Genomic DNA, 25,763 nt, shown 5'->3' with positions numbered 1-25,763 from the left:
AAATATTCGTTATATCCTATGTATATCCTCTTTTATATCACATTTTTTTTATTTTTTTTAGAAAGAGTCCACTTTGTTAGTAGATTTCTTCTGATAACGGCTATATTCTGAAATAATCTGACTCCAAATGCGAATATACCTGCTAAATACAAGTCTACACCAAGATGGACTCCCAGAAAAGCTAAACTTATTGCCAATATAATATTAAAAAAGAAACCGGAAACAAATACCATTTCATCATATGTACCTTGTAAATGCGCCCTGATTCCACCGATTAATGTATCAAGTGCGGCAAGCACCGCAAGCGATAAATAGTTTGAGTATTCACTCGGTATCGTTAAGTTTGTCATTAGTCCAATCGCTATTCCGAGCACCAGTCCCAACACGGGCAGCCACATGACAATTCTCCTCCTTTTCAGTCTTTAAGCAGTTTCAGCTGTTGTACGTCCAGTGGTCTGTCATATGCTTTTAATGTTAGTTTGCTTTCAGATTTACCGGCTTTTAATGCTAAATTTTCAGATGCAAAAAGATCCTCAAGGCCTGACCCCTTCACTCTGCTGTGTAACATGTCCGGATCTTTGGCAAGCACTTTTACTGTTAAAGGATAATCGTCAAGGGCGTATCCGTCTATTTTTGTAGTGCCGTTTATATCTCTGATGACTGTATGATTCACAACTCTTCGCTCGTTAATTGAGATATGCTCTGCACCGTAGGAGTTGAGTTCATTAATCAGCTTTTTCAGCAAATCCGGAGGCGGATTTTCGATCGGCTCTCCTGTTAAGCTTTCAGAAAAAAGCGGGGAAATCGTAATGACAATTCCGCTACCTGTTATATCGGTCATGCCGGCTGTTTTTTTTAAGGATTGCAAGGTATTATTTAGCGCGGTTTCTTTTGTCATTTCTTTCGTTTGCGAATAGCTATTCAGCAGTTTGTCATATTTGTTTATTTCAGCCAGCAGCTTTTCCTGCTTCTTCTGCTCTGATGTCAGCTCTTCCCTAATATCCCACATATCTCTTGTATCCCGGACTTTGGGGTGCTTTAACGAATTAAACTGAACAGATATCATCAGGCCGAAGATGACCATAAGCACACTGATGCTTATGAAGGAACGCTTTATTTTCAATCTGTTTCACCCGCTTTTTCAGTCATTCCTTCGTTTTCAGAATCGGTTTCATTTGTACATTTTTCTCTTTTTCTGCCGAAACAGAAATATGATCCATTGACAGCTGATCAATCAGGCCTCCTGCGATATTTAACGAGGGCAGCAGGACATCTGGATCTCCAATAGCGGATACCGTAAACGGAGCGGGATGCTGCACCCCGTCTACCGTTACCACAGGACCATTGCATTTGATATACGAATCATGCGTCAAACGCTGGCCATTAACGGCGACAGCCGCCGCTCCTGAGATATACAGTTCGTTTACTACTTGGAAGATATGGCTTTCGTGAACGATGTAACTATTCACATTCTCCCCTTCCGGTATGTATGACGCATCTTCCAATGTCACCTCAACGCCTTCTCCCTGCACACCGACTTCCCCAATATACATCCTGTATTTTTCTGTATCTTCGAGGACATTATAGTATTCCGTCTTCTCATTCTTCAGCTTATTTTCCGCCTGGCGGACTTTGTTTTGCTTTTGATATAATTCTTTTTCAAGCTTCTTATTTTCTTTCTCTTGTTTCAGAAGTTCATCTCTCAGCGCATATTCTTTTTTCCACTCTTCCGTCTCAGCCGCGCTTTTGTTGTTTTCTTTTGTCATTTGAAAAGAAAATGAAATCAAAAAGCCTGCGATAAGCATAATCAAGGAAAGAAGGACTGCTGATTTGCCCCTCAATTTTCATCTTCCTTTTTAGCAGCTTTATCGTTTTTTCCAAACTCTTCAAAATAGGTGGCAACTTCTAAATGAATGATTCCTTTTTTATTGCTGCTTAGCTGTGAGATGATAGAAGGATACGTCTTCATTCGGTCTGCAAACGTTTTAATAGATGCAGTGACAACATAACCGTCGTTCATGTACAACTTAATACGGTTTTCATCCATTTTTACAGGCGTATAATAAATTTCTGAAATCGACTGTTTTAACGAATTTGACAACGCATCGAGCTGCTTGGCCATTTGAGACCGCTTCTTCGCGTTTGTCCAATTCACTAAAATCGGTCCGGCATCATCTGGCGTTACTTCGTTTGGCAGAACTGAGCCGTTTTCAAGCACTTCATAGTACACATCGTCTTTTTCTAAATAAGCAATCGCTTTATATTCTTCGATTGCAATGTTGATTTTATTAGGAAGCGATTTGCTGATCTCCGCTTTTTTCACTAATTTATTTTGCTGAATCTTCTTTTCTGTTTTTTGCTTGTCCAAACTCCAAAACTCAGTATCTCCGCTGTTAATATCGGAAAGGTCGATAATTTCCTTTTTTGATACATTTTCATTCCCTGTAACAGAGATTGTTGATACTTTACTGATTGGTGTTTGCAGGTACACAATGATCAGCACCATAATAAAAAAGAGCATAATAAATGAAATGAGACGGCGGTTTGCCTTTTGTTTCCTCTGCTCTTTAATTTTAGGGATCCGCTCTTCAATGTTAACGATTTTTTCTCGGTCTTGACCCGGGTTCATTGCCTGTTCACCTCATTCAAATGAAACAGCTGTTAAAAGTCTGTCTATTCCAAAACAAACGGCATACTATGATGCCGTTTGTCGTTTGCTTACAGTATATCATATGAACAGCTTCAGTCAGAACTTGAATCAGCGATTTCCGCCGATGATTTCAACCTCTGTGTGCATATCAATCTCGTATTTTTCACGGATTGTCTTTTTCACATGGTCAATGAGATCAAGCACATCTTTTGCTGATGCTCCTCCCGCATTGACGATGAAGTTTCCGTGCATCTCCGATATCTTTGCACCGCCGATTTGATATCCTTTCAAGCCTGCTTTTTCTACAAGGTTCCCGGCATGATTCGGAAGCGGATTTCTGAATATGCTTCCCGCACAAGGGCTTGAATACGGCTGTGTATTTTTTCTATAGTCTTTATTGCTTTGCATTTGCTGAACGATTGATTCCTTATCCTTCTGCTCCAGCTGCAACACAGCTTCAAGGCAAACGCCCGGGCGTTTCTTTTGCAGTACAGATGTCCTGTAGCTGAAATCCATCTGCTCATTTGTCAGCCACTCAATCGTTCCGTCTTCAAATAAAATATGCGCTTTGACGAGGATCTCGCTCATATCAGAACCGTGAGCGCCGGCATTCATATAAACTGCTCCGCCGACTGATCCTGGAATGCCGGCAGCAAATTCCAAACCGGACAGGCCTTTTTTGCTCAATGATGTAGCAAGGCGGACCACTGAATAACCGCCTCCGACTGTTACTTGCTCCCCTTCAAGCTCCAAGTGGTCAAGACCCGCACCCAGCTTGATTACTACGCCTCTAATTCCTTCATCTAAAACAAGAAGATTTGATCCGCGGCCGATGACTGTCCACTTCACATCAAATTTTTTAATCACGTCCATGATGTCTTTAACAGCATCTACACTGCTTGGAATGACCAATACATCCGCAGGTCCGCCGATTTTCATCGTTGTATGATTCGCGAGCGGTTCATTTGCAAGAACCTTGCCGACTTCGCGTTCTTTTAATTCCTGTATCACTTTCTCCATCGTAAACCTCCGCATTCCATTTGCTTTTCTACTATTTTTTTAATTCCTCGAGTACGCTGTATAAACGGGCAGCCGCGTCAGGAACACCAAGTGACTTTGTTCGTTCGCTCATTTCCTTTAACGTTTGCTCATTCAGTACAATCCGGTCTAGCGCTTCAATCAGCTTCTCCCCGCTGAGCTCTGTTTCTTTCAGTACAATCGCCGCATCATGCTGGCCGAGAGATCTCGCATTGACCTCCTGGTGATTCGCTGTCACATATGGACTCGGGATCAGAACACTTGGGATTCCGAGAGCAGTAATTTCGGCAATCGTTGTCGCACCGGCTCTGGCCACAATGACATCAATGGCCTTTAAATACTCAGGCATTTGATGAAGAAACGGCTTTGTGACCATATTATCAGCGGCACCTTTGCTTTTCAGCTCATTCATTACTTTTTCATAGTGAACTTCACCGGTGATATACAGCACTTGATAGTCTCTTGTTTTCAGCGCATCCTGCATGTCAATGACAGCGCGGTTAATCGGTGCAGCGCCTCGGCTTCCGCCGAAAATTAAGACCGTTTTTTTCTCTTCAGAAAGCCCAAATTCAGCCATTGATCGTCCCGTCTTTATTGAGACGACTTCAGAGGCTCTCGGGTTTCCCGTAAATACAACTTTCTCGCTAGGAAAATGTGATTTCGCTTCTTCAAAACAAATCGCTACTTTATTAACATATTTTGAAAGAAACTTATTCGTGATGCCCGGCAGGCTGTTTTGTTCATGGACAATAGTCGGAATTCCCATTTTCGCAGCGGCATAAACAACCGGCCCGCATACATAACCGCCCGTTCCAATTACGGCATCGGGCTTAAATTCCGCTAAATACGATTTACTCTTTTTGACGCCCTTCAGAAAACGCATCACAGTCTTGACATTTTCAAATGACAATTTTCTTTTAAATCCTGTAATTTCGATTGAACGAAACGGTATATTCTCCCGCTCAACAATTTTTTTCTCCAGCCCGTTTTCTGTTCCGATATATAAAAATTCCACATTAGGATGACGTCTTTGCACTTCTTTAATAAAAGCAAGCGCAGGATAAATATGTCCCCCTGTACCGCCTCCGCTTATTGCAATTCGCATTTCTTTTCCCCCAGTCTAAGTTTCTCTATAACATAACGATAACCCTGTTTTGTTGGACAGGGTTATCGCATCAATTGTTTCCAAGCTTCATGTTAGACAGGAAGCTTGGACATACATTCGTTAATACCTCGAGTAGCGGCTTACATTCAGCAGCACACCAACTGCCATCAGCATTAGAGTCAATGAAGAGCCTCCGTAGCTCAGAAACGGGAGCGTGATGCCTGTTACAGGAATCAGGCCCGTGACTACGCCGATATTTATCATGACTTGAATGGCAATCATTGAAATAATGCCGACTGCGACAAAGCTTCCGTACAGATCAGGGGCACCAAGCGCAATTCTGATTCCTCTCCACAGCAGGACGCTGAAGAGGAGCAAAATAAGTGTTCCCCCGATAAAGCCCAGCTCCTCTGACAAGATGGCGAAAATAAAGTCTGTTTGCGGCTCAGGCAGATAAAAGAACTTCTGTCTGCTTTGTCCGAGCCCCATTCCGAACAACCCGCCGGGCCCCACTGCATAAAGCGATTGAATGATCTGAAATCCGCTTCCGAGCGGGTCTTCCCATGGATTTAAGTATGAGGTAATCCGCTTAATCCGATATGGAGCTGATAGTACGAGCCCGACAAATCCGCTGAGGCCGATCAGTCCGAGAAAGACGAAATGGGCGATCCGCGCGCCGGCTACAAAAATCATGACAATACAAGTTCCGACCATTACTGTCCCCGTTCCGAGGTCAGGCTGGCACATGATAATCAAAAATGCTGAAAACACGATGCCAAGTGCAGGGACGAACCCCCGTCTGAACGATGTGATGTTTTTTTGTTTTTCAGAGAGAAATTTAGCAAGGAATGCAATCATCGCAAGCTTCATAAACTCTGAAGGCTGTATGCTGAATGCTCCGACTCCGATCCAGCTTCTTGAACCGTTCCGCACCATTCCGACGCCCGGTATCAAAACAAGCACCAGAAGGAAAAAGCAGATAACCATCAGCAATTTGGACCATGTCCTCCAAGTCCAATAATCAACATTCATGATAAAAAACATAGCAATGACGCCGATTCCCGCAAACAAAAGCTGCCGTTTCGCGAAAAAGAATGAGTCGTCAAATTTATAATCCGCCCATACCGCACTCGCACTGTACACCATAATTAATCCGATTGTTAATAATAATAACGTAATGATGACCAATAACAAATCAGGCGATGTTTTTTTAGTAGTCAAAGCAATCGACACCCCAAGCTTAAAGTCATTAGGGCTGCCGATTTACTTCAAGACAAGCCCTTACTTAAGCATATGCACGGCATCTATAAACATGTCACCGCGTTCTTCAAATGTTTTGAATTGATCCCAGCTCGCACACGCGGGTGACAGCAGGATGACATCTCCTTCATTTGAGAGCGCAAACGCCGCAGATACTGCTTGTTCAACATTATCGACACGTTTGACATGTTGTATTCCCAGTTCATTGCCGAGTTTCTCGAGTTTTGGCGCCGTCTGGCCAAATGTAAGCACTGCTTTGACATGCTTCATATAAGGTTTCAAGTCATCAAAACCATTTCCGCGATCCAGTCCGCCCGCAAGCAGAATGACCGGCTTATCAAAAGCTGAAAGCGCCTTGCTTGTCGCCAGAATGTTTGTTGCTTTACTGTCGTTATAAAATTTGCGGCCATTCACAGTTGTGACATATTGGAGGCGGTGCTTCACACCAGTAAAGCTTGTCAGCACCTTTTTAACCGCCTCATTGGATGCTCCTGCCGTTTTCACAACTGCAATAGCTGCTAAAATGTTCTCCAGGTTATGAGCACCGGGCAGCACAACCTCTTCCAGAGGAAGAATGGCTTCGCCGTTAAACATAATCATACTGTCTTTTACATATGCGCCCTGTTCAAGCGTTTTGCTGACTGAAAATGGGACGATTTCGGCTTTTCCGGCTTCAGCAAGACGCACGACGGTTTCATCATCCTGGTTGACAATGGCTTTATCTGAAGCAGTCTGATGAAGGTATACTTTCTGTTTCGCTTTTTCATAGTTTTCGCGCGTATGGTGATAATCCAGATGGGCGTCAAATACATTTAAAATCAGGCTGATTTCCGGTCTGAAAGCGTGTGTTCCCATCAGCTGAAACGAAGACAGTTCAGTAACGATCCATTCATCTCCATCAGCATGATAGGCAACCTCACTTGCGACTGTGCCGATGTTTCCGGCAATCAGTGCTTTTTGCGAGTCAGCTTTGAGCATTTCGTAAATTAGCGTTGTCGTGGTCGTTTTACCGTTCGATCCGGTAATCCCGATAAACTTGGCGCTGGTCAGGTAGTAAGCGAGCTCAATTTCCGTCCAAACCGGAATGCCTCTTTTCTCCGCTTCCTGAACCATAATATTTTCATAAGGAATTCCCGGGTTTTTGATCAGAATCGTGATTTGATGCTGATCGAACAGAGAAACTGGATGCTCTCCGCAAACAACTTCGATTCCTTTTTCAGAAAGCTTTTGTGCCGGTTCATTTTCTTCAAAAGGCTTTTGGTCATTGACTGCAACATAAATGCCTTTTTCATGAAGAATGGAGGCTGCCGCATATCCGCTTTTCGCAAGCCCAAGGATTAAAAAATGCTGTTTCTGTAAAAATTGATCATTTTCCACTTATAACCACACCTCGATGTAAATTCCTAAAACGGCAAGCAAAAGTCCCGCAGCCCAAAACGTCACGACTACTCTCCATTCAGACCAGCCGACAAGCTCATAATGGTGATGAAGCGGACTCATTTTAAAGATTCGTTTACCTGTCGTTTTAAAGCTGATGACCTGCAAAATAACAGATAATGTCTCGATAACGAATACACCGCCGATGATAACCAGCAGGATCTCTAATTTCGTTAAAATGGCAATGGTAACGATTGCTCCTCCCAATGCAAGCGATCCCGTATCTCCCATAAAAACTTTGGCCGGATGAGCATTAAATACAAGGAAGCCCAGAACTGCACCGACAACGGCAACTGAGAAAATCGCTACGTCATATTGAGACTGATTCCATGCCAGAATGGCAAAGGCGCCAAAGGCAATCGCCGCAGTACCGGATAATAACCCGTCAAGGCCGTCAGTCAGGTTAACTGCGTTTGATCCGCCGACAAGCATAAAGAGCACAAGGATAAAGTAAGCCCAGCCTAGATCAAATGATAAGTCAGTTCCAGGAATGCGAATATCCGTCGCAAAATTGTAGTAATGATACACGGCGTAAAATACAACTGCAATAATAATTTGTCCGATCAGCTTTTGCTTTGATGTCAATCCAAGATTGCGCTTCATGACAACCTTGATGTAATCATCTAAAAAGCCAAGTAAACCGTAGCCTAGCGTAACAAACAGAAGCAGCACCATTTCGGGGCTTATTTCTGAAAACTTCTGTGTCATAACAATTGTTGTCACTATGATAGAAAGTATGATCATGACCCCGCCCATTGTCGGTGTCCCTGATTTTTTCTGATGTGATTTCGGTCCTTCTTCTCTAATACTCTGGCCGAATTTTAATCTTCTTAAAAACGGAATAAGAATCGGAGAGAGCAGAACACTAATTAAAAACCCCATTAAAATTGTAAACAGAATGACTTGCTCAAGCATTGTCCTTTTCTCCTCCTGTTTCTTTCAAACGACATACGTAGTTATCATATTCATGATTTTTTTCCATATGAAAAATCTTTTCAAGCTCCATTATTCAGTAACATCTCTTTCCTATGAATTCGTCTTATTCTTATTGAGTTCAACAATGGCTCTCGCCGCTACTTCAGCATCATCAAAATCGAAAGTTTCATTTCCGATCTGCTGATAGGTTTCATGTCCTTTTCCGGCAATGAGGACAACGTCGCCTTTTTTGGCATTGGCAATTGCGAAAAAGATCGCCTGCTCGCGGTTTGCAATACTGTGATAGTATGCGTTCTCTACTCCGGCTTCCATATCTCTTAAAATCGCGCGAGGATCTTCGCTTCTCGGGTTATCTGACGTGAAAATCGGCTCGTCAGCCAGCTCCACAGCAATTTTAGCCATTTTCGGGCGCTTCGTCTTATCTCTGTCTCCTCCGCAGCCGACAACGACAAATAGCTTTCCTTCCGTCATGTCTCTGCATGTCTCCAGCACATTTTCAAGGCTGTCCGGTGTGTGCGCGTAGTCTACAATGACAGGAAACTCCTGCTGCTGATTGACCAATTCAAAACGGCCTCTTACACCATGCAATTCTTCAACAGCTTCAGTGATGATTTCAAACGGTATGCCTGCTGCAATACATGTCGCAACAGCGGCCAGCACGTTATACACATTAAATTGTCCGACGAGAGACATCGTGATGTGCTTCGTGCCTTTGTTTGTCACGAGATCAAAGCTTGTGCCCTGTGCAGTGATACTGATGTTCTTCGCCATCACATCAGCATCGTTTTTAATTCCGTATGTAGAGATATGCGCAGCTGTTACCTTTTCAAAATAAGCGCTCGCCTCATCGTCAGCATTCAGGACGGCACGCTTTGGATGTTCATGGTTGAAAGCCCCGCCAAGTTGGGAAAAGAGCAAGCTTTTTGCATGCCGGTACTCATCCATCGTTTTATGATAGTCCAGATGGTCCTGTGTTAAATTCGTAAACACGGCAATATCATAATCACAGCCATGGACGCGTCCTAAAGACAAAGCGTGGGAAGAAACCTCCATGATTGCAGTGTCAACATGCTTGTCATTCATTTTCTTAAACGTTTTCTGCAGCGTGACGCTTTCCGGAGTCGTGTTTTTAACAGGAAGTGTTTCGTCTCCGATTTTCATGTACATTGTACCGATCAAGCCTGTGCGTTTTCCCGCTTTTTTCAGAATCTCATCGACCATGTGGGTCGTTGATGTTTTGCCGTTTGTCCCTGTTATCCCAATCAGCTGAAGCTTCTTCGTCGGCTGTCCGTAAAACGCATCAGACAAAACGCTGAGCGCGCGAAGTGACTGCCGGACAATAATAACAGGAACATTCACATCGACCTCTCTTTCTGCCACAATAGCCGCTGCACCGTTTTCTACTGCTTTTTGCGCAAAATCGTGGCCATCCACCGTATACCCTTTTACACATACAAAAAGACTCCCTTTCTTTACTTCCCTGGAGTCCATCTCAATTGAAGTTATTTCAGGGTCTTGTGAGTCGTTTACAGAAGGTTCGGTTGTTAAGTATGTAAGCAGCTTTGTAAGTTTCATCGTATCAAACCTCTCAACATTCTAATTCGTTCTTTTTATCATTGAAGTCACATCAAATGATGTGGTAATGATTTTAAGCATACAGTTCATATTTTAGCGTAAATAAAAGGATACATCCAGCTAATCTTGAAAGATATCAGCATTTTTTCTGCAATAAAAGAATAGGCAGCCCGAATCAATCGGCTGCCTCCTTTTCATCTTCTTCAGTCAAATACACGCGTATCTTTGAGCCTTCTTTTACTTTCGTTCCGGCAGCTGGCGATTGTTTAACGATTTTGCTCCCTTTCCCGGAAGCATCCACATTGAGATTCACCAATAGTGACTCAAGATCTGAGACAGACATCCCTACAACATTCGGAACTTCTATTGTTTTTGTGTCGTTCCATTGGTATTTTTTCTCGATTTGATTTTTCCGGGGCTTCACACCAAGTTCCGGCAGACTGTCTCTCATAATATTTCCGACAATAGGCGCTGCCACCGTTCCGCCAAACTGAATCGTGCCTTTCGGGTTATCCACCGCAACGTAGACGACTAGACTCGGATCATCAGCTGGCGCGAAACCGATAAATGATACAATATGGTTGTTTTCAAGATATTTTCCATCTTTAACCTTTTGTGCAGTTCCCGTTTTTCCTCCGACACGATATCCTTCTACAAATGCATTGCGGCCGGTTCCTTCTGCGACGACGCTTTCTAGAGCATAGCGGATTTGTTTGGATGTTTCCTCAGAAATGACTTGTTTCTTTGCGATTGGTGATTGTTTTTTGACCGTTTTCTTCGTAACAGGATCGATCCATTCCTTTGCAATATAAGGTGTGTAGAGCGTTCCTCCGTTTACAGCGGCGGATACTGCTGCAACCTGCTGAATCGGCGTGACGGATACTCCCTGTCCGAAAGCCGTAGTTGCTTGCTCCACCGGGCCCACTCTCTCAAGCGGGAATAAGATGCCTGTTCCCTCGCCTTGGAGATCAATCCCCGTTTTTTGTCCAAAACCAAAGTCTTTGATGTATTTGAAAAGCTTTTCCTTTCCTAAGCGCTCGCCTAATTCAACAAACCCCGGGTTGCAGGAGTTCTGCACAACTTCCAGATACGTCTGCAGCCCGTGCCCGCCTCTTTTCCAGCACCGCAGTCTCGCTCCGTCCACTTCCGCATGCCCTTTATCATAAAATTGATCCCGTTTCAAATTTACTTTTTGCTCTTCAAGGGCTGCTGCAAGTGTAATAATTTTAAAGGTAGATCCCGGTTCATACGTGCTCCATACTGGCAGATTTCGATTGTAGACGGACGGATCAACAGATTGGTAATCAGCAGGGTCGAAGTCAGGCCTGCTAGACATCCCCAAAATTTCTCCGTTTTTCGGATTCATGGCTACGGCAATCATGCCGTCCGGATGATATTTAGCCTCAGCGTTATCAAGCTCTCTTTCCATTATCGTCTGGACCTTTGAATCAACCGTCAGCTTCATATCAAGCCCATCCTTAGGCGGCGTATAGTCATCCGTTTCATCAGGCATCTTCTTCCCCTTGGCATCTGTATAAAACTTAACAGAACCTTTTTCCCCTTTTAAATCATCGTCGTAATAGGCTTCCAATCCAAGGAGTCCTTGGTTGTCAATTCCTGCAAATCCAAGCACATGAGATAAAAAGCTGCCGAACGGGTAATGACGGATACTGTCCTCCGCAACATACACACCTTTTAAATCAAGCGCTTTGATTTCCTTCGCCTTCTCATTTGAAATTTTTCTCCCTTCAGGAGTGATCTTTTCGATTGACGCTTTTTTTGTCACATGTTTATATACTTTTTCTTCTGACATATTGAGCACCGCCGCAAGCTGCTTGCTCGTTTTCATTGGATTCTGAACTTGGCGCGGCACGACGAATACGGTCGGCGCACTTTTATTTGTTGCCAGCTTCACACCGTTCCGATCCAGAATCTCGCCTCTCTCCGGCTCAAACGGCAAGTTACGGCTCCAGGAATCTTTCGCCAGCGAAGTCAGTTTTTCGCCCATCACAAACTGAACATACCCCAGCCTTGTATCAATGATCAGAAACACGATCACGCCAAAAAGCAAAACAAATAATAAACGTTTTCTAACCGTTACATTCGAGACGCGCAAGAGACCGTTCACTCCTTATTTAGGCTTGTTTCATTTTATGCCTGAAATTGGACAGGTAGAACGATGCTCCTCTGAAGGCATAAAAAAAGAAAGCCTGCATAACGCAGGCTTTCTTTTTAATCAGGATTTTTAAACTTAACCTTGATTACGGTTTTGTCTTTGATTTCTTTGTCTTTCTTAACACTTTGGCTGACAGCGTAGCCTTGTCCGCTTACTTCAATATGAATTCCCGCGAGCTCGCCGTACTGCAGAACCTCTCTTCTCGACCAGCCTGTCATATCAGGCATTTTGATTTTGCCGCCCGTTTTCAGGAAGACCTTTTGATTGGTGAGAACTTCCTCATCCGCTTTCGGATACTGTTCTTTTACAGCGACATCACTGCCGATGACAATTGGTGTGAGATTCTCCTCTTTTGCTTTCTTTTGAGCAGCAGCTACCGTTTGATCTGTTAAATCAGGCATTGTCTGCGCTTTTGTTTCTTCCTTATCTGAGTCAGATTTTTCAGTTGGTTCAATGTTCAGGTAGTGCAGGCTGTTTTTCATTGTTGGGTTGAAGATTTCAGATACTGGATCTGAACCGGTTTCATCGTCCTCTAATTGCGGTTGTTGTACCGCAACATAGATCAACAGCTCCGGATTATCTTTAGGAGCCATTCCCATAAATGAAAAAATATAGTTATCCCGTCCCTTTAAATAACCATTTGTTCCTGCAATTTGTGCTGTACCTGTTTTCCCAGCCACGTCAAATCCCTCAATTTTATAAGGGCGTCCGGTTCCAATGTCTGATGAAACGACATCTCCTAGGATATTACGCACGTTTTTAGCTGTACTGGCAGAGATCGGTGTCCCTGCAGATTCCGGTTTATTTTGATAAACAGTTTTCTTCGTATCAGGATCAACAATATGATCAATGACATAAGGCTTCATCATTTTGCCATCATTTGCGACAGCAGTCGCAGCTTCTAGCTGCTGGATCGGGGTGACTGCAGATGCTTGACCGTATGCAGTTGAAGCCTTATCGTAATCATACTTAAAGTTCATTTTACTTGATGCTTCTCCCGGCAGATCGATTCCTGTCTTTTGATAAAAACCAAATTTATGCAAATATTCATTATAACGATCAAACCCCAACTTTTCATTGGCTAATTTGGCAAAAGCTACGTTAGAGGATCTAAGTACTCCGTCTTTGAAAGATATAGGGCCCCAACCTACACCTCTGTTATGGTCATATACTTTTCCGCCACCAACTTTATAGGTCCCTGACTTATATTGTTCGTTCGCATTAAACACGTTTTCCTGCATCGCAGCAGCGAGTGTAAAGATCTTCATCGTGGATCCGGGTTCATACGCATATGAAATCAAATCATTATAGTAGTTTGTCACATCACGCTTGTTCGGATCAAAGCTTGGGCGCTGTCCCATAGCAAGGACTTTGCCCGTTTTCGGATCGACAACTGCGGCCATGATTTTTTTCGGATTATACTTTTGCGCTACTTTTGTCATGCTGTCTTCTAAAAAGGTTTGAATTTTCTGGTCAATGGTTAAATATACATTGTCACCATTTTTCGGCGCTGTAATTTTATTTTTGCTGTTCGGGAGCTCCCAGCCGGATTTGTCGCTTTCATATGTCACATATCCGTCGCGCTCCTTCAAATACTTATCCAGCACTTTTTCTAATCCCATCGCGCCGGAAATTTCATTTGTTTCTTCATCAACCTCGGCATAGCCGATTAAATTGGATGCGAAAATACCATTTGGATAGTAGCGTTTTGTATCCCGCAAAAATGAAATGCCCGGGAGTTTCATTTTTTCAATTTTTTGCTTTTGTGAATACGTAATATCCCGGCCAGCTGATCCAAACTCGACTTGTTTTGCATCTTTATTTAAGATATCAAGGATGTCGGCCTTGTCCAAGTTTATCACTTTAGACAATGCTTCTGCCGTTTTTTCTTTGTTTACAACATGCTGAGGATGCTTGACATCAGTGGTCATTTTTTTATCGAGAATCGCAATCAGTTTATACGTCGCTGTGTCCTCTGCAATGACTTTTCCTTTTCGGTCTAAAATCGAGCCGCGGCTCGCTTCGATGGTCCGTTTCTTTTCATGCTGCTCTGTCGCTTTTGTCGCAAGCACTTCGCCGTTCGCTTTTCCGGTTATTTGAATATATGCCATTCTCCCCAGGATGACAAAGAAAAAGAGAGCGAAACAAATACTTAGAATCGCTGCTCCTCTATTCATAAATTTATTCTTTTTTGGCATTTGAATCATTCCTGTATGTTTTTCACTTTTTTATCTTTTAAATCCAAGCCGTTCTTTTTCGCAATGTCCATAATGCGCTGCGGTTTGCTTAAATCAGCAACGCTTTTTTCGAGGTCACCAATTTGCTTATTTTCGGATGAAATTTGCTCCTCAAGCTTTTGAACCTCAATATTGGTTTGATATGCCGCATACGCCTTCGATACGATCAAAAGCGATACGCTGAGCACCGCCGCAGCAAAGAGGACAAGAAGCACTTTTTCTCCGAGAGTAATGGAAGCCCTTTTCTTGACAATCACTTTTTTCTCAGGACTGATCGCATGCCGCTGCTGTTTCTCTGGTTGGTAAGCTAAATTGCTCATAGGCTGATGACCTCCTTTTAATTTTGCGTTCGCGTTTCGTTATTTTCTTTTTTCAGCAATCCGAAGCTTGGCAGAACGAGCCCGGTTGTTCTCTTCAAGCTCTTCTTGAGATGCCGTAATCGGTTTTCGTGTGATGAGCTTCAGCTCCGGTTCAAACTCTTCCGGTATAACAGGAAGCCCCGGAGGAAGTTCCGGAAGCGACGACTTTTCTTTAAAAGTGGTTTTGCAAATTCTGTCTTCTAGCGAGTGGAAGGTAATGACTGATACCCTGCCCCCTGGCTTCAGAACCTCAATTGCCTGCTCCAAAGCTTCTTCAAACACCCTAAGTTCATCGTTTACGGCAATTCTGATTGCCTGAAACACGCGTTTAGCGGGATGTCCGCCGCTCCTTCTCGCTGGAGCGGGAATCGCGTCTTTTATTAGATCGACCAGTTGGCCCGTAGTTTGAATAGGAGACTTCATTCTTGCCTCCTCAATTTTTCTGGCGATCTGTTTACTAAACTTCTCTTCTCCGTATTTAAAGAAAATACGGACGAGATCCTCATAGCGCCACTCATTAACGACTTCTTTCGCCGAAAGCGTAGCCGACTGGTCCATCCTCATGTCCAACGGTGCGTCATGATGGTAACTGAATCCGCGCTCCGGTGTATCCAGCTGCGGAGAGGACACCCCTAAATCAAATAAAATGCCGTCTACTTCTGTAATGCCTTGTTCATTCAAACATTCTTTTAAATACCTGAAATTGCTTTTAATCAGAATGAGCTGTCCTTTATAATCGGACAACACTTCTTTAGCATGCTGTAATGCCGTATCATCTTGGTCAAAAGCGATTAAACGCCCCTTCTCGGATAACTGCTGCAATAAGTATGTACTATGCCCAGCTCCGCCGAGTGTGCAGTCTACATATGTACCGTCTGGTTTAATATTGAGTCCGTCTACGGTTTCACGAAGAAGTACTGTCTTGTGTTGAAACATATTGTGTTGGTCCCACCTTTTATCAGGATGAATTGAAATTGTTTTTAGAGTGTTATACACGAAGAATCATTATATATCAAACCCAATCATGTTTTCAGCAATTTCAGCAAATGAATCTTCTTGCTCTTCTGTGTATTGTTCCCAAATTACTTTACTCCACAATTCAATTCGATTAGAAACCCCGATAACAACACATTCTTTTTCCAGTTTGGCGTAATTCAATAGAGATGATGCGATATTTACCCTGCCTTGCTTGTCCAGTTCGCATTCAGTCGCCCCTGAAAAGAAGAAACGGGTAAACGCGCGGGCATCTTTCTTTGTGAGAGGAAGAGCTTTTAGTTTTTCTTCAATTTGTTTCCATTCGTGCATAGGGTAGCCGAAGAGACATTGGTCAAGTCCTCTAGTCAGCACAAATTGCTCACCTAGGCCTTCTCTGAATTTAGCGGGTACGATCATGCGGCCTTTCGCATCGATGGTATGCTGATATTCACCCATAAACATGATCTCTTGCCCCACTTTCTCTCCTTAACTCACCACTATTCACCACTTCGCTCCACAACTTCATTTTACACTGTTTACCCATAAAAAAAAACCCTGAACTATTCAGGGTTCTTTAAAACTTTATTTCAAAGTTTGACAACTTGATGTTGATTTTGAAAAGAAAATGGCAGATTCTTGAATGTCGTGAAGAATTTTGGACCGTACCTGTTCAAATAATACATGATATTCCAAATCCGTTCTTGCGGCGCAAGAAGCGGCTTAATGCTATTTTGAATTCTTTCATAATCCTTCAAGACGTAGCCTTCTTTTTCTTCAATTCGCTTCGTCACCGTGCGCTCTAAGAATTGAAGCTGATCCTGAATAAAAGCGGCATTTTTCAGGAGTAAAGGTTCCAAGCTTTGATCAACCTTTAACGCCTCCTGCCGAACCGTTTTGTGAATCGCTTCAATTTGGCTTTTCGCCTGATCCATCACCGCTGTAAACTCTTCCGGAATCTGGCGCTCGAAGTATGCCTCTCTTTGATTCTCCGTTCCGCGCTCAATCGCGTCTTGTAATGAGATATTCCGTTCAACCAGTTTTTTCTCAATATGCCGCTCAAGTATCGTAATGTTCAGCCTTGGCATGACAGGAGGCATTTTAAAGCCCATCACCGCAAAAGCCTGTTTGAGCTCGCCCCAATAATTGATTTCCCCAGGCCCTGCAATAAATGCTAAAGTCGGAATGAGAAATTCCTGCATTAACGGTCTCGTTACAACATTGTTGCTGAAACGCTCTGGATGTTCTTCCATATGTGTATGAAGTTCATCCATCGTCCATCCTAGATCAAGCTCTTTGATGACAAATCGGCCGTTATCTTTTTCAATTAAAAAACGCTCATCTTCGTATTCATAAAACAGATTCGCCTGCTCTTTTCCGGACTCGATAATCGGTTTGTAGCCTGCTTGACGCATGAAGGCCTGCTGATCTGATACAGCCCGGGCGAGTTCATCATTTTCTCGAAGAATCTTTTGGAACATGGCCGTTTCCAGCTTTTTAATCCCCGGATCTCCAGAATTTAATAAAACTAAGCCCTCTTCTTGGAACAAATCCGCGATCAACAGCTCAAAGAAGTCAGTAAACGTAACAGATTCCCTTAAACATCGTTTCACATTGTCGAGAAGTGTATTCGTATGGTCTGTTTCTTCAAAAGCGGCAAAAACATCATCTATCCACGCGGCACACTTTTCCTGATCAAGCGATGTACTCGCTGCTGATGATTTCTTCCAATAAGACTGAGGCAGCTTTTTTTTCACAGGCCCATTCTCTTCAGATGTGTGAACAAAATTAATCTCATCCAAATCGTGGTCTTCTCCAGCCACCCAGAAGATTGGTATGACAGGCACTTGAAGTTCCTTTTCTTGTTGCTTTGCTAAAACAATGATTGAAATGATTTTATGTATGGTGTAAAGCGGTCCTGTTAAAAGTCCTGCCTGCTGTCCGCCGACTACAGCGGCACTTGACGGGTCCTTCAGCTTCTCAATAGCAGACTGCATCGCACTTGAACCGAATTTATTATGGTAAGAGGTTAAGTACGCCGCCAATTCCTCTCTTGCGAAAAACCGGGAAGATAAGTCTTCCAGTCTTTCTCGCCACATGTCCTTATGATGAATACTGTAATCAAAAAAAGAAGACATTTCTTCTTTGCCATCTATATAGTGCTGTACAAACACATTCTGATTTTTGATGGAAAGTTCAGTTAGCTGCATCTTCTAGAACTTCCTTTCTCCAATAAATAGTTAGTGATCCGAAATGAGTATAGCATGTTACCAAAAAAGCTCAAAAGACTTTGTTTGTATTTCGCTCCAATGCTTTGATGCTGCCATATAAAAACTCTAGGTGGACGGCATCAAGACCTTGAAGATTTGCTTCCTTCAATAAGTATCCGATAATGGCGTCAGCTTCCGTCTGCCGGCCTCCAATGACGTCAACCAGCATTGATGAACGATTCTCTTTCGTTTGTCCACAAACGGCCTGAACCTGCTCCCAAGCCTTTTCTTCATTTTCAAGTTTTAAAATGCGGCATGCCTCCTGAAATACCAGCTTCATAAAAGCCAGATAAGCTGGCGTTGTCAGCAGTTCTCCATTTTTCACCTGCAATAACGCAGTTAAAGGATTAATACACGCATTTACAATCAGCTTGCCCGTCAGCAGACGGTACCAATCCGTCTCATAATAAATCGGAAAATCCGAATGGTTATGCTGAAACATGATGTTCAGCCGGTCTGGTTCAGCATCGTCGAACGCGCTCCATTTTATCGCACCTAGGCCTGTATGATCAACAGCTGTATCCGATTTTCTTACAGCTCCGTGCTCAACGATTCCAACATAAATGGAATGGCCAACGTGCCAGTCTTTTAGGTCGTGGATATGCCCCATGCCGTTTTGCAAAAATAATATATTCGTCTTCCCGATTCGTTCAAGCGACGAAAAAACAGATTGAAGCTGATGCTGCTTCACTGTCACGACAAGCAGGTCAAAGTCCGAATTGATACTCGTGTCCGCACTGCAATCAATCCTGAATTCCTCCCCGCCTTTATAAAGCCGGATTCCTTCAGACTGAATGGCCGCAGCCTGTTCTTGCCGCCTCGTCACAACAGTCACGTCGTGATAAAGTGACAAATAATAGGCGCATAAAAGACCGACGGAGCCTCCGCCGATAATTCCAATTTTCATGATGTCACACCCAATTTAGCATTTACGTATTATCATAGCAGAAGTAAGAAGAAATTACTTCTCAAAGATCCCATGTGCTTAAAATTAAAGTTTAAATATTTGGATTTTTTAAATAAAGCGTTTACAATATATGTAGAAACAACAAAGGGGGAGATTTGTTTGACAAAGGTAGAACGTCTGCTTATCAACTATAAAACGCTGGAAGAATTCAAGAAATTCAAAGAATACGGCATTCAGGAGCTTTCAATGCTTGAAGAACTTCAGGATAATATTATTGAAAATGACAGCACCTCGCCTTTTTACGGGATTTATTTTGGCGATAAACTTGTAGCACGAATGAGTCTGTATCAAGTTAACGGCAAATCGAATCCCTATTTTGACAACCGCCAGGATTATTTGGAGCTGTGGAAGCTTGAGGTTCTTCCGGGCTACCAGAACAGGGGATATGGGAGAGCCTTGGTTGAATTTGCAAAATCATTCAAAATGCCGATCCGGACAAATCCGAGAATGAAATCAGCGGAATTTTGGAACAAAATGAACTTTAAAACTGTTAAGTATGATATGGCGCGGGACAAAGGGGAAAACCCGCTCATCTGGCATCCTGATATGGATCATGAAATGACACCGGGAGAGTCTGCATAGAAATCAAAACAACCGGCCTATTCTTACTATAGGGCCGGTTCATTTCAGGCGTTTCTTTACGTTTCTTGAGCCGCTTTTTTCATTCTTCCGTCTTCCTTCGAAACAACCATTTTTCTGGCCCGATCCATGATATCGATCAGTGCCTTGTAATCCTCTTCTGTCATCTCTAGCTGATTCCGCAATGTCTGATTTTCACTCCGCAAATCCTCAAGCTCTTTTTGCAGCGATTGGATTTGCTCCTTCAATTTTTCCCTTTCAAGCTGAAATTCTTGTGCAGACGGCGCTTCTTTGAATTGTTCGAGAAATTGGATGACATCCTGAATGGACAAATCTCGTTTTCCTTCCGACGATGCCGAGGCAGTCTGCTTCATGGAATTCGGCATATTGACCGAATGAACGCCGATTTGCTTTCTCAGTTCTTTCCTTTGCTTTTTTGCAAGCTCTATACCTGACTGGTATTGTTTTCTCACATACGAGTTCCACCTGAAACCACAGGCTGCCGCGGTTCTGGTCAGCGCCCTTCCAACCTCCTCAAAGGCAGAAAGCTGTGTTCCTCCCTCTCGAATATGACGAAGCACCACTTCTGCCAGTAGCAAATCCTCATCCTGAGTCCAAGCATCTTGTCTTGTAATGGTCAAATTCAATCTCCCTCCATGTCAGCTTATTTATCTCATACATATGCCGGTAATAGATTAGATAGACTATTTGCACTCACAAATTTTCCGCAAGCTGACAGGAAGAGAAAAAGAAAAAGCGCAGGGCTTTCACCCCGCGCTTTTCTTATTAGTTACTTTTTACATTTATGTCTTTGCCGTTGTATGATCCGCATGCTTTGCATACACGGTGAGACAACTTCATCTCTCCGCATGACGGACATTCTGTCATACCAGGTACATTAAGTTTGAAATGTGTACGGCGCAATCTTTTCTTCATTTTAGAAGTTCTTCTAAAAGGTACAGCCATTATTCCCACCTCCTTAAAGAGTTAAGATTCATCATCTTGTTTTAAGAGCTTTTCAAGGGCTGCAAGTCTCGGATCAACTTGATTCTTCTTGTCTTCTTCCGAAATAACTTGCCAATCCTTTCCTTCTTGAGGAGCAGCTCCTTTTTCTTGTTCAGATTCACAAAAGATTTGCATAGGGATTTCTAAAAGAATTTCTTCTTTCACGATCGGAGTTAAGTCGATAGTATCGTCCTCAACAATGTGAACGTCATCATCTTCTATATCATCCGTGTGATGAAATATAAACAGTTCTTTTGTTGAAATTTCAAATGGATACGGGACATCAACGAGTGTTCTTGAGCATGGCAAAATCATTTCGCCTGAAATTGTAAAATCAAACGAAACCTGTTTGGATTTGATATCCGCTCTGCCCTTCACCCGGACGGGAGAAATGCGGCGAATGTCAGAATTCAGCTTTGTCAGCTCATTTAACTCAACTGTTTCATCAAACTCAAAACTTTGTTTTGGCATTTGATGCAGCTGATAAATCGTCCATTTCATTTGTATCACCTCAGGAAAGCAACAAACATGATTATAGCTTTTAAGATTGTTTTTGTCAATATTTTTTCTTTACAGCATAATGCTGCCATTGAAGTATCGTTGACAGCGGAATATGCTATGCATACACTTAAAACAAAAATAAGGCGTAAGAGTTTTCATTTGCAAATGTACCATACGTTTTTAAACATAGCAAGAAAGGCGGAAAAAATATGAAAGCTGTCGGATTGGTGGTTGAATATAATCCCTTTCATAACGGTCACCTTTATCATGCCCAAACAGCAAAGCGGCAAACCGGATGTGACACGGCTGTGGCGGTCATGAGCGGACATTTTTTACAGCGCGGGGAACCCGCTGTTGTATCAAAATGGGCCCGAACAAAAATGGCGCTGCAAAGCGGAGTTGATCTTGTCATTGAGCTGCCTTATCTTTATGCCGTGCAAAAAGCAGACATTTTTGCACGCGGCAGTGTTTCAATCCTGAACAAACTTGAATGTGAGGCGCTGTTTTTCGGGAGTGAAAATGGGGATATCAAGCCTTTTTTAGAAACAGCACAGCTTATTGATGAGCATAAACATATATTGAATGACCGAATTAAAGAAGAACTTAAAAAGGGGGCCAGTTACCCAGCAGCGGCGGCTAGCGCCTTCAGCTCCATTTTGCATACTGAAAGTGCACTTGACTTGTCAAAACCAAATAACATTTTGGGATACCAGTATGTGACCTCGATTCTAACCGGGGGATATCCTATGAAACCTTATACTACGGCACGCATCTCTTCGGACTATCATGATGCCGATCTCCCTGAAGGCGAAAACCATATCGCAAGCGCCACAAGCATCAGAAAAGCAATGACTGGCCAGAATCTCGAAGCCTGCTTTCGTTTTCTCCCTGCTGCCTCTGCACGTGAATTAGCAGCTTACCGCAAATCTTTCGGATTGTGGCATACACCTGAGAGCTACTTTTCTTACTTAAAATACAGCCTTTCAACTGTAACAGCACAGGAATTACAACAAGTATACGAGGTGGAGGAAGGTTTAGAGCACAGAATTCTTCGTTCGATCAGAAAATCCAGCTCCTATCAGGAATTTATGGAACTGCTGAAAACAAAACGCTATACGTGGACAAGGCTCCAGCGGATGAATACACACATTTTAACCAGAACAAAAAAACAGGATATGCAAAAGCTGCTTGACAACGATAAGGCGCCGTATATCAGGCTTCTCGGCATGACGAAAAAAGGACAGGCTTATTTATCCGAAAAGAAAAAAGCACTGTCTGTTCCGCTTGTCAGCAAACTGTCCTCTTTCTCCCATCCAGCTCTCGATCTGGACGTAAAAGCAAGCAGGATTTACAGCCTGCCGATAGAAGAGCCGCTGAGAACTGAGTTTGACCTGCAGGAATACGGACATGCACCGATTCGATATGATGAAGATGAACAACACTTTTTAAATGTATAGAAAAAGCACCTGAGAATCAGGTGCTTTTCGCTTTCAGCTTATTCAAATAATCAATCGCATCCTGCATGGTATCAACAGGCACAATCTTCATATTTGAATCAATATCTTTTGCTGTTTTTACTGCGTTCTTATAATCGGAATTGCTGGCGCCGTTTTGATTTGGCGCGAAGAAAATGTCTTTTCCGGCTTTGTCTGCGGCGACGACTTTTTGATCAATGCCGCCGATCGGGCCTACTTTTCCGTCAACATCAATGGTACCTGTTCCCGCAATATCGTAGCCTTTTGTTTCGTCTGGTTTTGTCAGCTGATTATAGATTTCAAGGGACATCATTAACCCTGCTGACGGGCCGCCAATATTTTCGATTTCAAAATCAATATCAGGCTCTACCTTCACGTTTCTGTCTGTATAAAGCGAAACTCCGATTCCTGCCCGATCCGGCTCATCAGGAAATTGTTTTAACGTAAGGGTGACACGCTTTTCTTTTTCTTCTCTTTCGATCTTTAACGTGACTTTATCTCCCGCTTTTTTGCTGCTGATATAATCAATCAGCTTTTCAGCAGACTGATAGTTTTTGCCGTCTGCGCTGATGATTTTATCACCGACTTCTATTTTCCCTTTTGCCGGCATGTTTTCTACAACTGAGCTTGCGTATATGCCGTTAAAGGAATAGCTGACTTTTTTTCCTGCCTTTTGATAGGCGGCTATAACGGCATTTTCTTGCGAGCTTTTCATCATTTGGAGCTGTCTTTTCATATACTCCTTATCTGACTCGCCTTTTTCCTTAATGCTCTCATCAGGAACAATTTCATAATAAGGGTGCATCTTTGCCCACACATATGTAAACGGATTAGCCGGTCCCACTTTGACAGTCATTAAGGACAGGCTTCCTTTTTCCGGGTAGCCTCCCTCCACTTTTATCAATGAAGCAAGCTCTGTCGCTTCTCCCGGTTTTGTAATATAGTATGGAAGTTTTATAAATGATAAAACGGCGATCAGTATGAGGATGACGAGCATCCAGCTAAAATGTTTTTTACGTAGCAAATTATGAGCCCTCCCAATTCTCTATTTCTTTTCTTATCTTGCTGATCATTCGGTTTGTCGCCTCTTCGCCTGCCGATATCATTTCTTCAATATTGGCAAACGAGCTTGAGCTGTATGTTTCAAGGGAAGGGCGAATCATGATATCTGCGGCAATTGTTTGATGCCGCACTAATTCATTTTGCAGTATATCCATACTTTGCATAATCACATCAAAAATATGCACTGCTGTTTCAGTTTTTCGAACCCTGGAAACATCCGAAGCGATGATAATATCAGCTCCCATGTCTTTCACAACAGAAACCGGAATTCGATCGACGACCGCGCCGTCTACAAGAAGGCGTCCGTCCAGCCGATGCGGAATAAAGATACCCGGGATGCTGATGCTGGCCCTCACTGCATCTGACACTGATCCTTTTCGGAACACAATCTTTTCTCCCGTCTGTAGATCACACGCAACAATGCCCAGCGGGATTTGGAGCTCTTCAATCGGTTTTCCGAATGTATAAGCATGCACAAGCTGTCTGACGCGGTCACCTTTTAAAAAACCGAGCTTCGGCACCGTATAATCAGCATAAAGCCTTCGTTTAAAGGCTTTGGCTACTTTTTTCATCGTTGCCACGTCATGTCCGGCGGCATAAAAACTGCCCACCAAAGCACCTATGCTGCTTCCTGCAATCATATCCACTTCAATTTGGTGCTTATGTAAACTGGAAAGCACACCGAGATGAGCAAGCCCTCTGGCCCCTCCCGATCCTAACGCTAACCCGATTTTAGGTTTGGCCAAAGCGTTAACCTCCTGCCTGAATTCCCTGTATACCGAATTCTATGGTCTAAACTGAACCCCTATGCTCGTATATTAGTACAAAGAATCAAGAGGACAGGTACTGCTTGGCCGTTTTACATCATACATTATTTTATCATGATATACATGTCATTGGGCATTTTTAGCATCGGGGAGGTAAGAATGAACTTGTCGAAGATTAATACACTTTTGATTGCCTCGTTTTTTCTTTTTTTAACAGCGACTGTCATCTCACATCCACAGGCCTCATTCGAAGCCTCTAAAACCGGGCTGTCTATGTGGTGGGAGGTTGTGTTTCCGTCATTGCTGCCATTTTTTATTCTGTCCGAACTCTTAATCGGCTTTGGCATTGTGCGGTTTGTCGGTGTTTTGCTTGAGCCTTTTATGCGGCCGATCTTTCGCGTGCCGGGTGTCGGCGGCTTCGTTCTTGCTATGGGAATGGCATCAGGAAACCCAGCGGGCGCAAAACTCACTGCCCGTCTGCGGCAGGAAAATCAGATTTCAAGAGTAGAAGCAGAACGGCTCGCGTCGTTTACCAATTCTTCAAACCCGCTCTTTATTTTCGGCGCTGTTGCCGTCGGTTTCTTTCAAAACGCATCACTAGGCATTTTATTAGCTTCTGCACACTATTTAGGGAATCTGGCTGTCGGTTTAACAATGCGTTCCTATGGCCGCAAGGAAGAGCAGCATCTCAGAAGAAAGAAAACGATACCTTTCCCTTCAGTCAAAGATGCTTTACACGCTCTTCATACCGCCAGACTTGCAGAAAAACGGCCCTTGGGTAAAATTTTAGGCGACGCCGTGACGTCTTCTGTTCAAACGCTTCTTATGGTAGGCGGCTTTATTATTTTATTTTCTGTCTTCAATCGGCTGTTGTCAGTGGTCCAGCTGACTGATGTTTTGTCTGTTTTCACAAAAGGAGCACTGACTTTGTTTCAGCTTCCGACTCAATTGGACATTCCGCTTTTATCAGGGATGTTTGAAATTACATTAGGCAGCAAGCTTGTCAGCGAGACAGATGTTTCTCTTCTGCAAAAAGCCATTATCGTCAGCTTTATTCTCGGGTTTAGCGGCTTTTCCGTACAAGCTCAGGTGGCAGGTATTTTATCGGAAACCGACATTAGATTTAAACCATTCTTTATCGCACGTTTGCTGCAGGGCGTTTATGCCGCTGTCTTCGTCATGCTTTTATGGAAACCTCTTTACACGGCATGGCATGATCCGTATCAGTATGTATTTAAATCTCTTAACAGCAGTGACATGCCAACTGCCTTTATAAACGGCTGGAATCTGCTTGTGCAGATCGGACCTGCTGTCACACTATGCGCGCTGTTTACGTACATTATCATTTTTTCTTACAGACTGACAAACGGAACAAAAAAAGGATGAGTCAAA

The 25,763-nt window shown here is 43.2% G+C and carries 26 protein-coding genes; 4 read left to right on the top strand and 22 right to left on the bottom strand.

Going from position 1 to position 25,763, the window contains the following annotated elements:
* Window positions 1–32 precede the first annotated feature (32 nt).
* The 17 genes from NSQ16_RS08230 to NSQ16_RS08150 form a co-directional block, all read right to left on the bottom strand.
* On the bottom strand, window positions 33–398 hold the full coding sequence (locus NSQ16_RS08230) for a small basic family protein (protein ID WP_003238683.1): 366 nt from the start codon (window positions 396–398) through the stop codon (window positions 33–35).
* Between the two features lie 17 nt (window positions 399–415).
* On the bottom strand, window positions 416–1,123 hold the full coding sequence (locus tag NSQ16_RS08225; protein WP_009967184.1) for a DUF881 domain-containing protein: 708 nt from the start codon (window positions 1,121–1,123) through the stop codon (window positions 416–418).
* A gap of 22 nt (window positions 1,124–1,145) precedes the next feature.
* Window positions 1,146–1,841, bottom strand: a complete 696-nt coding sequence (locus tag NSQ16_RS08220) for a DUF881 domain-containing protein (RefSeq protein ID WP_124059832.1) — start codon at window positions 1,839–1,841, stop codon at window positions 1,146–1,148.
* Window positions 1,838–2,629 carry a cell division protein DivIB gene (divIB, locus tag NSQ16_RS08215; protein ID WP_003232178.1) on the bottom strand — a complete coding sequence of 264 codons (792 nt, stop codon included), beginning with the start codon at window positions 2,627–2,629 and terminating at the stop codon, window positions 1,838–1,840. Before divIB ends, NSQ16_RS08220 begins: the two co-directional genes overlap by 4 nt.
* A gap of 129 nt (window positions 2,630–2,758) precedes the next feature.
* On the bottom strand, window positions 2,759–3,670 hold the full coding sequence (gene murB, locus NSQ16_RS08210) for a UDP-N-acetylmuramate dehydrogenase (protein ID WP_088467651.1): 912 nt from the start codon (window positions 3,668–3,670) through the stop codon (window positions 2,759–2,761).
* 31 nt (window positions 3,671–3,701) lie between these two features.
* The gene (gene murG, locus NSQ16_RS08205; RefSeq protein ID WP_014479726.1) at window positions 3,702–4,793 is read right to left on the bottom strand and encodes an undecaprenyldiphospho-muramoylpentapeptide beta-N-acetylglucosaminyltransferase; all 1,092 of its coding nucleotides are present in this window, start codon (window positions 4,791–4,793) and stop codon (window positions 3,702–3,704) included.
* Between the two features lie 120 nt (window positions 4,794–4,913).
* Complete coding sequence (gene spoVE, locus NSQ16_RS08200) at window positions 4,914–6,014, bottom strand: stage V sporulation protein E (protein WP_003244810.1); 1,101 nt, start codon at window positions 6,012–6,014, stop codon at window positions 4,914–4,916.
* A gap of 60 nt (window positions 6,015–6,074) precedes the next feature.
* Window positions 6,075–7,430, bottom strand: coding sequence for a UDP-N-acetylmuramoyl-L-alanine--D-glutamate ligase (gene murD / locus NSQ16_RS08195; RefSeq protein WP_003232189.1), 1,356 nt, complete (start codon window positions 7,428–7,430; stop codon window positions 6,075–6,077).
* Window positions 7,431–8,405, bottom strand: coding sequence for a phospho-N-acetylmuramoyl-pentapeptide-transferase (gene mraY, locus NSQ16_RS08190; protein WP_003232192.1), 975 nt, complete (start codon window positions 8,403–8,405; stop codon window positions 7,431–7,433).
* Window positions 8,406–8,516: 111 nt separating this feature from the next.
* The gene (locus NSQ16_RS08185) at window positions 8,517–10,001 is read right to left on the bottom strand and encodes a UDP-N-acetylmuramoyl-L-alanyl-D-glutamate--2,6-diaminopimelate ligase (protein WP_003245326.1); all 1,485 of its coding nucleotides are present in this window, start codon (window positions 9,999–10,001) and stop codon (window positions 8,517–8,519) included.
* A gap of 175 nt (window positions 10,002–10,176) precedes the next feature.
* Entirely contained in the window at window positions 10,177–12,117 is a 1,941-nt protein-coding gene (locus tag NSQ16_RS08180; RefSeq protein WP_128441616.1) for a stage V sporulation protein D, read from the bottom strand.
* A 116-nt stretch (window positions 12,118–12,233) separates the two neighbouring features.
* Window positions 12,234–14,384 carry a penicillin-binding protein 2B gene (gene pbpB / locus NSQ16_RS08175; RefSeq protein ID WP_327836742.1) on the bottom strand — a complete coding sequence of 717 codons (2,151 nt, stop codon included), beginning with the start codon at window positions 14,382–14,384 and terminating at the stop codon, window positions 12,234–12,236.
* A complete protein-coding gene (gene ftsL, locus NSQ16_RS08170; RefSeq protein WP_327836739.1) occupies window positions 14,381–14,734 on the bottom strand; it encodes a cell division protein FtsL in 354 nt (117 codons plus the stop codon). Before ftsL ends, pbpB begins: the two co-directional genes overlap by 4 nt.
* 39 nt (window positions 14,735–14,773) lie before the next feature.
* Window positions 14,774–15,709 carry a 16S rRNA (cytosine(1402)-N(4))-methyltransferase RsmH gene (rsmH, locus tag NSQ16_RS08165; protein WP_014479723.1) on the bottom strand — a complete coding sequence of 312 codons (936 nt, stop codon included), beginning with the start codon at window positions 15,707–15,709 and terminating at the stop codon, window positions 14,774–14,776.
* Between the two features lie 69 nt (window positions 15,710–15,778).
* Window positions 15,779–16,210, bottom strand: coding sequence for a division/cell wall cluster transcriptional repressor MraZ (gene mraZ, locus NSQ16_RS08160; protein ID WP_003221402.1), 432 nt, complete (start codon window positions 16,208–16,210; stop codon window positions 15,779–15,781).
* A 125-nt stretch (window positions 16,211–16,335) separates the two neighbouring features.
* Window positions 16,336–17,955 carry a bacillithiol biosynthesis cysteine-adding enzyme BshC gene (gene bshC, locus NSQ16_RS08155; RefSeq protein ID WP_230488521.1) on the bottom strand — a complete coding sequence of 540 codons (1,620 nt, stop codon included), beginning with the start codon at window positions 17,953–17,955 and terminating at the stop codon, window positions 16,336–16,338.
* 70 nt (window positions 17,956–18,025) lie between these two features.
* The gene (locus tag NSQ16_RS08150) at window positions 18,026–18,922 is read right to left on the bottom strand and encodes a 2-dehydropantoate 2-reductase (protein WP_230488522.1); all 897 of its coding nucleotides are present in this window, start codon (window positions 18,920–18,922) and stop codon (window positions 18,026–18,028) included.
* Between the two features lie 159 nt (window positions 18,923–19,081).
* Here NSQ16_RS08150 and NSQ16_RS08145 point away from each other — a divergent pair, with 159 nt between their 5' ends.
* Window positions 19,082–19,564, top strand: coding sequence for an N-acetyltransferase (locus NSQ16_RS08145; protein WP_014476736.1), 483 nt, complete (start codon window positions 19,082–19,084; stop codon window positions 19,562–19,564).
* Between the two features lie 56 nt (window positions 19,565–19,620).
* Here the strand turns inward: NSQ16_RS08145 and gerR are convergent, their stop codons facing one another.
* The 3 genes from gerR to NSQ16_RS08130 all read right to left on the bottom strand — a co-directional run bounded on the left by gerR (window position 19,621) and on the right by NSQ16_RS08130 (window position 21,067).
* Entirely contained in the window at window positions 19,621–20,202 is a 582-nt protein-coding gene (gerR, locus tag NSQ16_RS08140) for a sporulation specific transcriptional regulator GerR (protein ID WP_015383592.1), read from the bottom strand.
* Window positions 20,203–20,347: 145 nt separating this feature from the next.
* Window positions 20,348–20,527 (bottom strand): 50S ribosomal protein L32, encoded by a 180-nt coding sequence (gene rpmF, locus NSQ16_RS08135; RefSeq protein ID WP_003154457.1) that lies wholly within the window; start codon window positions 20,525–20,527, stop codon window positions 20,348–20,350.
* A 21-nt stretch (window positions 20,528–20,548) separates the two neighbouring features.
* Window positions 20,549–21,067, bottom strand: a complete 519-nt coding sequence (locus tag NSQ16_RS08130) for a DUF177 domain-containing protein (protein WP_014479718.1) — start codon at window positions 21,065–21,067, stop codon at window positions 20,549–20,551.
* Between the two features lie 27 nt (window positions 21,068–21,094).
* Between NSQ16_RS08130 and NSQ16_RS08125 the strand changes: the two genes are divergently transcribed.
* Both NSQ16_RS08125 and NSQ16_RS08120 read left to right on the top strand, forming a co-directional pair.
* Complete coding sequence (locus tag NSQ16_RS08125) at window positions 21,095–21,280, top strand: hypothetical protein (RefSeq protein WP_003232215.1); 186 nt, start codon at window positions 21,095–21,097, stop codon at window positions 21,278–21,280.
* Window positions 21,277–22,524, top strand: coding sequence for a nucleotidyltransferase (locus NSQ16_RS08120; RefSeq protein WP_327836735.1), 1,248 nt, complete (start codon window positions 21,277–21,279; stop codon window positions 22,522–22,524). Before NSQ16_RS08125 ends, NSQ16_RS08120 begins: the two co-directional genes overlap by 4 nt.
* A 16-nt stretch (window positions 22,525–22,540) precedes the next feature.
* On the opposite strand, the gene ddcP is transcribed toward NSQ16_RS08120, so the two are convergent.
* Both ddcP and NSQ16_RS08110 read right to left on the bottom strand, forming a co-directional pair.
* Window positions 22,541–23,566, bottom strand: coding sequence for a protease DdcP (ddcP, locus tag NSQ16_RS08115; RefSeq protein WP_029726516.1), 1,026 nt, complete (start codon window positions 23,564–23,566; stop codon window positions 22,541–22,543).
* Window position 23,567: 1 nt separating this feature from the next.
* The gene (locus NSQ16_RS08110) at window positions 23,568–24,350 is read right to left on the bottom strand and encodes a patatin family protein (protein ID WP_327836734.1); all 783 of its coding nucleotides are present in this window, start codon (window positions 24,348–24,350) and stop codon (window positions 23,568–23,570) included.
* Between the two features lie 180 nt (window positions 24,351–24,530).
* On the opposite strand from NSQ16_RS08110, the gene spoVV reads away from it, so the two are divergent.
* The gene (gene spoVV / locus NSQ16_RS08105; protein ID WP_015252149.1) at window positions 24,531–25,757 is read left to right on the top strand and encodes a dipicolinic acid transporter SpoVV; all 1,227 of its coding nucleotides are present in this window, start codon (window positions 24,531–24,533) and stop codon (window positions 25,755–25,757) included.
* Window positions 25,758–25,763: the final 6 nt, after the last annotated feature.

It is taken from the genome of Bacillus sp. PS108, from assembly GCF_037963335.1.
Classification (GTDB): Bacteria; Bacillota; Bacilli; order Bacillales; family Bacillaceae; genus Bacillus; species Bacillus subtilis.
Note: the sequence above shows the minus strand (reverse complement) of the source record. Positions and strands in the feature narration are given on the sequence as shown.